This window comes from Brevibacillus sp. DP1.3A (assembly GCF_013284245.2).
In the GTDB taxonomy this organism is placed as follows: Bacteria; Bacillota; Bacilli; order Brevibacillales; family Brevibacillaceae; genus Brevibacillus.
Window position 1 is genome coordinate 3586586 of record NZ_CP085876.1, and the last position, 12881, is coordinate 3599466.

Annotated in this window: 13 protein-coding genes; 2 read left to right on the plus strand and 11 right to left on the minus strand. The window is 43.2% G+C overall.

Features of this window, described 5'->3' with window-relative positions; translation table 11 throughout:
- Positions 1–4: 4 nt before the first annotated feature.
- The 6 genes from HP399_RS16345 to HP399_RS16370 all read right to left on the minus strand — a co-directional run bounded on the left by HP399_RS16345 (position 5) and on the right by HP399_RS16370 (position 5839).
- Positions 5–511, minus strand: coding sequence for a MauE/DoxX family redox-associated membrane protein (locus tag HP399_RS16345; RefSeq protein WP_173617605.1), 507 nt, complete (start codon positions 509–511; stop codon positions 5–7).
- 4 nt (positions 512–515) lie between these two features.
- Positions 516–929 (minus strand): TlpA family protein disulfide reductase, encoded by a 414-nt coding sequence (locus HP399_RS16350; RefSeq protein ID WP_173617606.1) that lies wholly within the window; start codon positions 927–929, stop codon positions 516–518.
- Positions 930–945: 16 nt separating this feature from the next.
- Positions 946–2736, minus strand: coding sequence for an ATP-binding cassette domain-containing protein (locus HP399_RS16355; RefSeq protein WP_173617607.1), 1791 nt, complete (start codon positions 2734–2736; stop codon positions 946–948).
- Positions 2733–3218, minus strand: a complete 486-nt coding sequence (locus HP399_RS16360) for a hypothetical protein (RefSeq protein ID WP_173617608.1) — start codon at positions 3216–3218, stop codon at positions 2733–2735. The genes HP399_RS16355 and HP399_RS16360 overlap by 4 nt, the downstream gene beginning before the upstream one ends.
- 557 nt (positions 3219–3775) lie before the next feature.
- The gene (locus HP399_RS16365; protein WP_173617609.1) at positions 3776–5140 is read right to left on the minus strand and encodes a sensor histidine kinase; all 1365 of its coding nucleotides are present in this window, start codon (positions 5138–5140) and stop codon (positions 3776–3778) included.
- A gap of 12 nt (positions 5141–5152) precedes the next feature.
- Positions 5153–5839 carry a response regulator transcription factor gene (locus HP399_RS16370; RefSeq protein ID WP_173617610.1) on the minus strand — a complete coding sequence of 229 codons (687 nt, stop codon included), beginning with the start codon at positions 5837–5839 and terminating at the stop codon, positions 5153–5155.
- Between the two features lie 147 nt (positions 5840–5986).
- On the opposite strand from HP399_RS16370, the gene HP399_RS16375 reads away from it, so the two are divergent.
- Positions 5987–6646, plus strand: a complete 660-nt coding sequence (locus HP399_RS16375) for a C40 family peptidase (RefSeq protein WP_173617611.1) — start codon at positions 5987–5989, stop codon at positions 6644–6646.
- An 81-nt stretch (positions 6647–6727) separates the two neighbouring features.
- Here the strand turns inward: HP399_RS16375 and HP399_RS16380 are convergent, their stop codons facing one another.
- From HP399_RS16380 to HP399_RS16395, 4 genes are all read right to left on the minus strand, one after another.
- Complete coding sequence (locus HP399_RS16380) at positions 6728–7576, minus strand: M15 family metallopeptidase (RefSeq protein WP_173617983.1); 849 nt, start codon at positions 7574–7576, stop codon at positions 6728–6730.
- A 200-nt stretch (positions 7577–7776) separates the two neighbouring features.
- Positions 7777–8352: a nitroreductase family protein gene (locus tag HP399_RS16385; RefSeq protein ID WP_173617612.1), complete on the minus strand. Its 576-nt coding sequence runs from the start codon at positions 8350–8352 to the stop codon at positions 7777–7779.
- A 34-nt stretch (positions 8353–8386) separates the two neighbouring features.
- On the minus strand, positions 8387–9361 hold the full coding sequence (locus HP399_RS16390; protein WP_173617613.1) for an ABC transporter substrate-binding protein: 975 nt from the start codon (positions 9359–9361) through the stop codon (positions 8387–8389).
- 94 nt (positions 9362–9455) lie between these two features.
- Positions 9456–11171 (minus strand): helix-turn-helix domain-containing protein, encoded by a 1716-nt coding sequence (locus HP399_RS16395; RefSeq protein ID WP_173617614.1) that lies wholly within the window; start codon positions 11169–11171, stop codon positions 9456–9458.
- A gap of 149 nt (positions 11172–11320) precedes the next feature.
- On the opposite strand from HP399_RS16395, the gene HP399_RS16400 reads away from it, so the two are divergent.
- Positions 11321–11983, plus strand: a complete 663-nt coding sequence (locus HP399_RS16400; protein ID WP_173617615.1) for an S-layer homology domain-containing protein — start codon at positions 11321–11323, stop codon at positions 11981–11983.
- A gap of 52 nt (positions 11984–12035) precedes the next feature.
- Here HP399_RS16400 and HP399_RS16405 read toward each other — a convergent pair whose 3' ends face one another.
- Entirely contained in the window at positions 12036–12872 is an 837-nt protein-coding gene (locus tag HP399_RS16405) for a M55 family metallopeptidase (RefSeq protein ID WP_173617616.1), read from the minus strand.
- Between the last annotated feature and the right edge of the window lie 9 nt (positions 12873–12881).

Below are 12881 nucleotides of genomic sequence, written 5' to 3' on the forward strand. Positions count from 1 at the left end.
TTTCTTACTGGTGCTTCAGCAAGACGCTCCATTCTTTTGCTAACAAATAAACAAGTGCAGCACTGAAAGTCATGAATAGTTGATGGAGATTACTGTTAATGCTTGGAACCACGTTCACCCCAGCATAAACGCCAAACAGGGCAATACTCACTAAACATCCATTTCTTATGAGTGCCGCCACTAAATTGGTCTCCCCATTACCTTTGCCAAAACAATGGCAAGAGACGTTTTTCTTGGCGAGTTTGACCTTGAGTAAGGCTATTGAAAAGCCAATTAATAATAGGAGGGATAACAAAAAAGTAAACTGGACCCAAAAGAATAGAGTGAAGAAGATACTGAGTATCAATTCTGTTGCCAGAACAGCAATACCAACTGGTTTAACTAGTTTGTCAGAAATCATTTCAAAACTTCTGATCGTCTCAAAATAATCTCGCCGATCCATACACTTAGCACAAAACGAAATGCAGAACAGCAGTCCAAATCCCAATGCCATTCCTTCAATAATTGTCATATTCCTATCCTGCCTTCTTTAAGAGAAAATGGAAGTCTTCCGGCTTGTGCACCACACCAGACTGAACTATTTTGCCTTCGGTTAGAAATAATACAAACGGGAGCTCATTCATTCCAAAGATGTCGTCCATTTGTTCATACTCCATTAAAACAAGGGGAAATTCCCATCCGAAATACTCCATCATTTCTTTATGGTCATCCGGTTCTCCATTCGCTAAGACGATAAAATGATAGGCAGATGCTTCCGATAATTCTTTTAAATGTGGCAACAGGTCTACGCAATATACGCAATAAAGCGAGACACATACGATTGCACTGTTCGAATGATAGTCCTTCACAGTGATTTCGCTTCCATCGTGATTTTTTAGTATGAGAGAAGACAAGTTCTCCTCGATTTGAGTACTGATCATGCTATGCATATGCTTCAACCTCCATTTATACAGTAACTGGAATGTTATACCAGTTTATTTGCTTTTCCCACATGGAATGATACTCTCCTTGTTTGGCAATCAATTCATGATGGTTACCTGCTTCAATAATCTTTCCTTCCTTCATCAAGTATATCTGGTCGACTTTGCTTGCGATGCCTACACGATGGGAGATAATAATAACTGTCTTATCTACTGACATATTGAGGATTTGGTTAAAGATTTCCAGTTCACTGTTAGGATCAAGAGCAGATGTCGGCTCATCTAGCACGAGAAGGTCAAAGTCTCTCATAAACGCACGGCATAAAGCTAATCGTTGCCATTGACCTCCCGATAAATTAGTGGCATCGTCGTATAAAAAACCCAACTTCGTATCGATCCCCTGAGGAAGTTCCGTTAATTTTTCTAATCCAACCCGATTAAGCATGATTCTCATTTTTTCATCGTTGTGCAAATCATGCATATTGGATAAAGCCAGATTTTCACGAATGCTCATTGAATAATTGATGAAATCCTGAAATACCACACTCGTTTTATTCCATAAGTCCCTCGTTTGCATGTTCCCAAGGTCATTCCCATCGAAAAAAATGGTGTCGTGTGGTGCTTTGTACAGCCCAAGCAAATTTTTGATCAAAGTCGATTTACCGGCTGCATTATCACCTAAAATAGCAATCTTCTGCCCCTTTTGGATTGTCATGTGGATGTTCTCAATCGCTGGCTCTGTTCGATTCGGATAGGTAAATGTTAGATTGTCTACTCGTATTTCTTTTAGGAAGGAAGCTTGGACATATTCCTCCTCACACTTCTCTTGTTTATTCTTATTATCAACCAATGTCGATCTAATTGACTCGATATATTTATTATTCTCATAGATAGATCCTACGCGTTGAATAAAACTGACCATGCTATTCTCAGCGATGCTAAAAGCCATAGTAATGGCAACAAAATCACTGATTGTAAATGTTTTTTGGCTGATCAAATACGCGATAGTCACAATAATCAGTGTCTTGTTTAGTTGAGAAAGTAGCAGACTCCATGTTGTATGTACATTGGTTTTTTTTTGCATATTCAGTTGTTTAGCGATCGCTTTTTCCTTCTTTTGAACCCATTGAACTTTGAGGTAATCATAGATTTGCATTAAGGTGATTTCTTTGTGATAACGAAAGTCGGTTAAGAGTTGAAAAAAGTAATTGTGTTCACGATATGTGTGATTGATCTCATTCGTTACATGAACTCTTTCGTTGGTAATCTTCAATTCGATGTAGCCTCGCAACATGGAGAAGATAATAACAAAAAAACCAAGCGCAACAAACGAAGCAAACAAAAAGCTAAGACTTAAAATTACGTTTAGAAATACTTGGAATAAGTTTATCGTGTTGTAGAAAGTTTCTAGATACTTTGAAAGTGCATAATGATGCTGGTGATACTGACCATAAAATTGCGGGTCCTCTTTTTTGACCAAGTCTTCATGATAGAGATGATCAAGTAGATCCACCTGGTTATGTATTTCAAATTCCGCTTGAAATTTGTTTTCTACATGCTGCTGATATGCCTTGAGTACAGTTGAAAGGACCTCCAATCCAGTCATCAATCCGACTAACATGAGTACAATCTTTAACTCAACCGCGGATGTTGTCAGTGCACGTACTAGCTGATCCGTTAGAAATACGTTTAAGTTAGTCTGTACCGCTAATAACAGAGCAATGATCAAATTTAGAATGATGACAAACTTGTTTATTTTCCAGACTTTGTACATGACATATCTGATGATACTGATATTCTTACGCAAGACAATCATACTGACTTCGTCCTTTGATAAAACACGTTAATAAAAGGGCGTGCTTGTCTCTCCATCGATTCAAATTCGCTACATAACCCGCCTGCAACGATTTGCCCTACTTTGTTAACACCAAACATCCATGGAATTCCGTAAAAGTCTAATTCTTTCTGCACAAATATTGACTCACATTGGACAATTGGAACTTCAGGAAATCTGTTTCTTATCGCGTTAAGGTATTCCTCATCGCCTTCAATTAACATGTGATACGTGAACTTTGGATACTTGTTAATGAATGCTTCCGCTGCATCGTAGTTACAAGCTGCACACCTTTTACTCATCACAAAAATGATTGTTGAATAAGGGACATTTCTAATCCAATCCAATTGTAGGGTTTCCCCTTGCTTGTTTAATACCAATTCAGAGGGTAAATAATTTCCAATTTGATAAATTGGTACTGGTTGACTTTTTAGAAACCTGCGGTGATTTGTTTCTGGCATCATGTCTTATCGGTCTCCTCTTTATGAAATGAATGAAGGGAGAGCGGTATTCCCCGCTCCCCATGTAATAGAATCTTTAGCAGCAAGAACCCCAAGAGATATTGCAGTATTTATCGGTAAAGGAGTCTCCGGGTACTTTATCGTCAAATTTAATGCAACGCTGGTAGTATTGTTGGTAATTACGTTGCCACGAGCAATCTTTGTGGCTCATGCAACCTTTTTCGGTATTACTTGCAATTAGTCCGTCTGCAGATGGAGTATAACCACTTGGGCAATCGTATTTGCAAATCATTCGAAATTCCTCCTCATACTCTAAAAATATTGTAATTTTGGGATAATCAGAAAAATATAGGGCCCGATATTTTCCAAATAATCCCTTTATTTGTTATATCAAATTAATAATTTGAAGACAACCATTTTTCGGAAAAAATATATTAAATAGTTATTTTTTACCAATTTATTTTTTAGAAATGGAGACTCTTCTGATAAACGCGGAAAAGGCACCTGCTTACTCACTTCAAGCAGATGCACAATATGATTTTGTCTATTCCCCTTAAACGTCAACTCATTCCCGCTTTTTTCAACAAAACATGAACGATCAAGCCTCTTTCCGCGGAAGGAGCAATGGAGATGCTTCCTTCGTGATCCGCGACAATCGCTTGGGCGATGGCCAGACCGATCCCGCTTCCTCCCCTTTTTCGTGTACGGGATTTGTCCACACGATAAAATCGCTTAAAAAGGTGGGGAATCTCTTTTGCTTGAATACCGATCCCTGTATCCTCTACCACAATATGCACGGTCTCTTCATCCCCATATGCTCGTACCTTCACTTGTCCTTCATCTGTGTATTTCCGTGCATTGTCCAAAAGGATGTCCAATAACTGTCGAATCCTCTCTCGATCCATCAAAAGGACAAGAGCTTCCTCCCATTCAAAAAGCAGCTTAATTTGTGGAGGAAAAATCGGTACCCACGCTTGCTTTACTTCAAGGAGCAGAGGGGTTAATGGCTGCACGACTTTCGTTGAGCCTAGTTGAGAGGTATGCTGCAATTTGGCTAGCGCCAACAGGTCATCAATCAGTTTGAAAAGTCGTCTACACTCCTGTTGAACAGCTGCGAGTGCTTCGTCCCTTACTTCTGGCTTGTGCTGCCCCCATCTTTGCAGAAGACTTACATACCCTTCAATAATCGAGAGTGGTGTTCGCAACTCGTGAGATGCATCTGTGACGAATCGCTGCTGATAGACCATTGCTTCTTCCATACGATCTAATAACAGATTAAAGGCATGGATCAGCTCGTAGATTTCAGTCTCTACATGATGATGGTGAATTCGTTGGGAGAGACGTTGAGGGAAAATCGAATGGATTTGCTGGATAAGATGATCGAGAGGCTTAAGTCCCCAGTTACTCAACCAATAGCCTCCAATTGCCGAAAGTAGCAAGGTAAAAAAGGAAGAGAGAAAAAGAATCGTCAGCAAGATGGAAAAATACCATTCAAGCGCCTCTGTCGTAGTAGAAATTTGCACAAACAGAAGTTCGGATGTGAACGGCAGCTGCACAGGTTCTTTAGCGACCAAGGTCCTTTCATAATAGTCTTCTGGCTCTTTTGTCCAATTGGCTCCCTGTATCGAAGCGATTTCCTTGCCGTTTTGGTCGCTAATGTTTATGAATTGATTGACGTCAGCGTAATTGATTAACAAACGCGTCAAATAGGTAATCGTCAGCGATGCTTCTTCGGTGATTTCCGTTTTCAAATCGGCTGCGATGGCCGTTGCCTTCTGATTGAGTAATTTTTGCTCATGTTGATGGACGAGATTAGAGGTGCTGAAAAAAATAAATATGGACAAAAAGAGAAGCAAAACCAGCATGCCAGAGCTAAAGAACAGCGTGAGTCTCCATTTGAGCGAGTATCTGCGATGTGTAAGCACTGCGTTCTCCTTTTAATCTCGTAGTGTATATCCAATTCCTCGCACGGTATGAATCAGTTTGACGGATGGATCACTTTCAATTTTGTTCCGCAAATACCGGATATACACATCCACGATGTTGGTATTCCCCATAAAGTCAAAACCCCAAACGGCTGTGAGAATTTGCTCTCGCGAGACCGCTTGCTCCTTGTTTTGAACCAGATAATAAAGCAAATCAAATTCGCGTGGTGTCAACATGATTTCCTCCTCATCGAGGAACACTCGCCGCGCGTTGGGCTGGATACGCAATCGGCCAACCACTATCTCCTGGTTCGCTTTTGATTCCCGCTGACGCAATAAGGCACGAATCCGGGCGAACAACTCCTCGATTGCAAACGGCTTCGCCAGATAGTCGTTTGCTCCACTGTCTAATCCCGTCACAATATCCGGAACCTCTCCACGAGCCGTGATCATGATAATGGGGACATCTTTGGTTTCCCGAATTCGTCGGCATAATTCTATCCCCGATAATTCGGGCAGCATGACATCCAGGAGGATGAGGTCGTACTCAATCGTTAGTGCCTTTTCTAATCCGCAAAGCCCGTCGTATTCAATATCCGTCGAAAATCCTTCATTCTCCAGCTCCAACTGTAAGTATCTTGCCAAGTTATGCTCATCTTCCACGAGTAGCAAATAGCCTTTTCCATCTGGTGTAGGCATGTATATCATCTCCGTTTGAATATCTTACCAACAGTTTTCTCAGGAAACTCTCATGAAATTCTACCGGGAATCTTAGTTTTGTTCTGTACGATAAGAGCGTGGATGAGAAACACACATCAAGATCAACCATTCAGAAGGAGGAACATCATGACAAAGCGAAACTGGAAAGGTACAACTACTACGGTCGTAGCTATTCTAATGGGGACTTCTCTTCTCATGAACGGACAAGCCTATGCGGCTTCTGAGACAAGTCTCACCTCCACAACTACACTTAATCAGGATAAACAGCAGAATCAACAGGCTGAAAATGAGCAATTGGATCAAATGCTGCAAGATGGTACGAATATCGACCTGACAGCCAATGAGGAAAGTACTACTGTTAGTAATCAGAATAAACAGTCAGATAGTAGCACTGCTTCCTCTTCCGACATTGCCGATCAGGTCATTTCAGAAGGATTGAAGTATAAAGGCGTACCTTATAAATTTGGTTCGAGCAAAAAAACAACGCGTACATTTGATTGCTCTTCCTTTACACAGCGAGTGTTTAAAGAGGTCGGAGTGAATCTGCCTCGAGACTCACGTCAACAGTCCAAAGTCGGTCAAAAAGTCTCGAAGAATCAGCTGCAAAAAGGAGATCTCGTTTTCTTCCGCAGCTATGGCAGCTCTTCTTCTCGCATTACCCATGTTGCCATCTACGCTGGAGACAATAAGCTACTGCATACGTACGGTAAGCCGGGAGTTACGACAACCAAATTCAAAGGGACTTCCTGGGAAAAACGTTTTGAGCTTGGAAGACGTGTGATTTAATCATCTTCTTGGGCGCAACAAAAAAAGGCTGCTGAGTGCTTCAGCAGCCTTTTTCGCACGCTGTGCAAAAGAATGACCAAACTACAAAAAATCTGTCACAATGACACCACCCTGATTGTCGCCAGAAAGCACATACTTCCCATTGGTAGGCACTTGAATCATGATGCTAGTCGCCACTGGATAATAATAAATTTTGTAGTCTCCACCATTTATCGTCCCTGACACTGCCTTTTTCTCCCGCAAATAATTCACGTACTCCTCCAAGGATAATTGACGCTCTCGCATAATGGCGCTGTGCGGCAAACCTACAAATCGGTAATGCATAGGATTGTAAGGAACGCCAGTGCTTGTGACCTTTTCCCTCGGATAGCGCAAAATGAACCCGTATTTCCAAGCGTTTTCTTGTAGCCATTTCCCTTCTGGGGATTGGTCGATTTTCATTTGTGTGGATGTAACGTCCACGGCTGTACCCAGATGATGTTCGTGAAAACAATCTGGCAATGTATCGTAGGCATGTCCCTTCTCTTCAACCAGTTTTCCCGGTTTTTCCAAGCTTCGATAGCCGCTTTTGATCATAAAATGCTTTACATTGTCACTGCTTGCTGCATGGACCATCTCGTTGAACGCCTTCGCTGCGTTCTCAGACAATTCAATGGAATTGTCTTGCAAGCGATAGCCCTCCACTAAATAATTATGCGAAGACAAATGGATCACATCGGATGGCACCGCCTCTGAATGGATCGGATCGTCCTTGTTGACCAGTAACAGATCGCCCTGATAAATCTGATCTTGTTCAACGCGAATCTCTTTGTATTTCGGGAAAGCTGTTGCATCCGGCTGTTTTTGCCATACATCCACTACAAGAGGGTGCAAAAATGGATAACCCAGTAGCAATAAAAGAATACCTAGTAAGAGAAATCGCTTTTTCATTTCCATTTCCATTTCCATTTCCTCCATGGTTCGAACACACGTTGTTCTTTTTCAATCTAATGATAATAGGTAATGTTAAATGAAATAGTAATCAAAAGATAAAATTTTCTTTAAATCATTTAATTGTAAACAAATAGAAAAAACAACCGGTCTCACGTGGAGGACCGATTGTTTTTTCTATGAAGTATTGGGATAGGCACCTATTCGTGATGGACAGTAAGCAGCTCACGAATCGGTGTACGCATCTTCGGTCGCGGAACTTTGTTGTCGTTGAAATAACCGAGATGTAATGTGCCCACAACTCTCTCTCCTTGCTTAACACCAACGGCTTGCAGAAACTTCGGATGCCAATTGTAATCGTTCGTCTTCCAGACTACTCCGACCTTTCTCTCCCAAGCTAGCAGCTGCAAATTTTGTATGAACGCTGCTGCTGCCGAGAAAGCATCTTCGAACTGTTTTTGGCGCGGATCTGCTTCGATGACAATCAAAAGATTCGCTTGCATGAGCTCGCAATATTGATGCATCATCTTTTCGCCCCACTTTTCAACCTCTTCCTTGGAGTAAGCCAGCATGACCGCCTCAGCAAACGTTCGGCGCCCTTCTTCCATAAACAAGATAAACCGCCAAGGCTCTTTTGCGGAGTGAAACGGTGCCCAAGCCGCGTCTTGCAATAATTCGACGACCGATTCTTCCTTCATAGGCTCCCCGTTAAAATCCCGGATCGTCCTGCGATTCCGGATCGTTGCTGTCATATCCGATACGGTTTCCTGACTCATGAGTCCAACACTCCTCTGCTTGTTTTCAAGCCACTTATTTCACTAGTGCATTCAACACATCGTCGACCTTGCGATTGTAAGCAATAGGTCCAAACGTCATCCAGTGATCTGGCGCCACATTGTAAACGTGGCCAGAACGAACAGCTGGAAGTGACTTCCAAATGCTGGTCGAGAATATCTCCTCAGCAAGCTCTTTCCCACCGTCATCAACTACGACAAACAAATGATCGACATCAAGCTTTGGCAGCACCTCAGCGGAAATGGTTGCATGCCCAGCATTATCGCCCCAGGCAAGCTCTTTCACCAAAGCTGGAGGCTCGAGCCCAAGATCTTGATAGAGTACCGACCCAGCGTAGCCTTGTGGGCCACCGTATAATCGAATTTCTTTATTGCTGCGTACGCGGACTAACGCTACGGTTTGTTTCCCGACCGCTTTTTCAAGCTTTTGTTTTCCTTCAGTGATTTTTTGTTCATAGTCCGTCAGCACTTTCTCCGCAGTTTCACGCTTGCCGACTAAGTCCCCGACCTTGCGCAACGTATTTCGCCAATCATTGGCTGCCTCTGCCTCGAATACATAGGTAGGGGCGATCTTGGCGTATTTTGCATAATTGTCATTTTGTGCATAATTGGGAAGACCAAGTAATATCAGATCCGGCTCCATCTCCAAGATCGCTTCGAAATTCATCGCACTCGTATCAAGCTTCGGAAGATCTCCGATGTTCTCATGCAAATATTTCAAGGTGAAAGCGCCAATTGTGGTCTGCGCTGCAGGTTTAATCCCCAAGGAGACAAGAAAATCCTCCATATACAACCCGATAATTTGCTTCGGCTCTGCTGGCACTTCGATCTCACCCATCATGTGTGTGAACTTGCGTACCGTTGATGCGGATTGGTCGCTTGTATCCGATGAGACAGTCGGCTCCGTGGTGGCTATGTTGCCGCAACCAGCAAGTAAAACGGACAGAACGAAGCCAAAGCTGAACAACCATCTTTTCGATTGGCTCTGCATATAAATCCCCCTGTTGTTGATAGTGATTCTCATTAACAAAGAGAATTTTAGCATGCCATCAATAGAAGTGACATGCTGAAATGTTCGATGTTTTTTACACTTTTGTACGGTATGTTCCCTCACTTGTCAATGCTGCCAGTACGTTATCAATTTTTGCGCAATGCGCATGCAGGCCGTACGTCATCCATATGTCCGATCTCACTTCATACACGTTTCCTTCGCGTACGGCGGGAACGCTTTTCCACTGTTCACTGCTCGTCATTTTCCATGCCTCCTGCCTCCCAGCCTCGTCTACAACAATTAGCAAACGTTGTGCATCCAATTCGCTTAGCATGTCAAACGTAATTTTCTTCATCCATTCGGAAGAACCCCAGATGAGGTCACGTACAAGCGTCGGTGGGCGTAAACCGAGGTCGCCATAGAGTACAGACCCGGTATAGCCGTTTGGTCCTCCATACAGACGAATGTCACCATCTGCGTAGACTCGAACCAATGCGACCGACCGATCTCCAATCGAATGTTTGAGGATACTTCTCGCTACTTCAGCCTTCTGATTATATTCATGGATGGCTCGTTCAGCCTCGGATGCTTTGCCTAGTAATTTGCCGACAGTGCGCAGCGTTTGTCGCCAATCATCAACGGGGTTTTCAAACAGGTATGTAGGAGCAATGTTTGCCAACCGATCGAACCGTCCCTCCTCAGCAAATTGTGGAATCCCCAGCAAAATGATATCCGGTTTCTCCTGTTGAATGGCTTGAAAATCAGATTCATAGGGATCAAAATGTCGTACCTCACGCAAAAATGATCCCAGATAGCGTTGTTGAAATCCTCCAGAAGCGAATTGGACCAAAGGCTTGATCCCAAACACTTTCAAGTGATCCTCTACAAAAAGTCCAATCACACGACTCGGCACTGTTTGCGTCATACTAAATGCCTCAGGGTGTGACACTAGCAGCTTTTTCCCGAGGTTCTGGCTAATAAATTCTCTGGGGGAAATGCCTGTCATCTTCTTGAACTTGTTACTAAAATAAAACTCGCTGGCATATCCAACCCCCAGAGCGATATCGCGAATCCGCGCATTCGATGTCAACAGCTTGCCCTTTGCTTTCTCGATACGAATCTCAGACAAATATTCCATCGGGCTTTTACCCTTCACTTTGCGAAATACAGTCGAATAATGACTTGGGCTCATTCCGGCCTCTTTTGACAGCATTTCACGACTGAGAGGCTTGAAATAGTCTTGTTCCATTAGGCGGATCGTATGCTCTACCGCTTTCAGATTTTCGTTGCCCCGCCATCTTTCATTTGCTTCCCAGATTCGTTCCACCAAGGATAGTAACTGACAATGGGACGAAAATCGATCACGATCGCCTGGATTTTCATGCCGTTCACATAAGTTGCGGATCGCTTGTCCTAGTTCGCTCTCATTTAACTCTCCCGAAACGGGCAAGCAAAAAGGCTCTGTTACCACATGAACATTTTCAACCTCACGAACGGATGTTACTTTGTATCCGCTGAACTCAAGTTCAGAAACGGTCACTATTTCGCCTTCATCTGCCACCGTTTGTATGGTCATACCCGGCGGCTTAAGGAAGCATCGTCCAGGGAATAATCGGTATTCTTGTTCTCCTATACAGATAGAACCTTTCCCAGATTCGACAAACAAGAGAAGATGTGTATTCGATGTTTGGGTACCAAAATGAAAAGGCAGTGGTCCTTTGTAAGTTGATAGAAGTACGAAAGAAATCGTCACTGATTGATCTGTTCTCTCTTTGCTAGTACTACATATGCTATCGGGTGCATTGAACATAAGTAACCCCTTCTTTGATAACGATTATCATTATCTCAATATTATCATAGGATATGATTGCTCAAAAGCAGATAAAAGGAAAGATGAAACGTTGCTAATTATTCTTCGTCAAATGGAGTGAAACTTCAAAAATTGACGAGGTGGCTACCATGAATGTCAGACAAAATATGATGTCTCTTTCTATCATTGCTTTGTTAACCGTGTCATTCGCCCAACCAAGCTTTGCTGCAACGACTCCTTTTACGGACCTTGCCCAATCGGGAGCGAAAGATAAAATTCTTTCCTTACAGCAACAAGGTGTGATAAAAGGCGTAGATGATAGCCAATTTGCACCTACCGAAACGATAACGGCAGCTCAAGGCATTCAACTGATTGTAAATGCCTTTGATTTGAGTCTGGCAGCGATCCGTTTTGTAAAGGCTCCACAAGCCACTGACTTTTTTTCCAAAGCCGATAACAATGCTTGGTATGCAGAGAGTCTGATCATAGCGGCTGCAAACGGATTGGAGTTACCAGCTGATCTCGATCCGAACGCAGAATGGACCAAAGAGCAGTTCATTCACCAGCTGATGAGAGTCATGGAGACCAAGGGCAATCTTCCGATGATCAAACTAGTACCAGTAGAAATCCAAGATAATCATGAACTCACCGTGGATTACCAAGGCTCCATTCAACGAGCTTTGGCAAGAGATATTATCGAATTGGATAAGGAAAACAAGCTTCATCCGCAAAAGCCCATCACGCGTGAAGAAGCAGCCGAAATGATATATAATGCCCTTGCGTATTTGAAAAGCCATAAGCCTCTGAACTAAAACGAAAAAAATGCAGCGATCCTCGTGATGAGGAGCTGCATTTTTGGTTTACTTAACCTGTAATCATCCGATTTACTTGCCCAGTTATCAACAACATCGCTTGCAGGACGGGCATCATGCTAACAAGATCAGGCGAATGGAAGCGTACCGTTCGTCCTTCGATGAGTTCAATTCCTGGCATCCAGCTGACTGCTGTGGCAAATTGTGATTTCGTAAACTCGACTTCTATCGTATTCTCTACTCTTTGTGCAAGCGGCTTAACTGTACTGCGATGGAGCAATGCCTCTTTTGCTTGCTGACGGATCAGCTCTCTCGCACGAACGGGATGCATCGCTTGCGACGAGAGGCCCGTTATCCCAGTTTTCACGGCGACCGTAAAGACTCCAGGGATATCTTCTTCGACCTCTTTGGCCGTTTGGGAATCGCCGGTAACGAGTACGACAGGAACACCAAAGGCTCCCGCGATTGCTGCATTTAAACCTGCTTCGCCCACCTCTTTGCCATTTAAGATAAGCCGATGGATAGCGAGGCCAGACAATGTATGATTGAGTACCGCATCTCCTGTTCCCGCTTTTCCATGATAACCGATGAAAAATGCGGCATCGCAGCTACTGTCGATTCCCTGCATCATACAGAGAGGCTTGAAAAAGCCACGGATGACATCTGCCTGTGGATGCAATTCTTCCAGAATGATATTGTTCATCGGTCCATGAGACTCATTGACGATAATTTCGGTAGCTCCTGCTTCCAGTGCACCCTCAATCGCCGCATTTACATCTTGTGTCAGTAGTCTTCTCCCCGCTTCGTAATGTCTTCGACCGGGGATCACATCCTCCCATTCGCTTAGTCCAGAGATCCCTTCCATGTCCAACGAAATAAACACCTTCATGCGAAACTG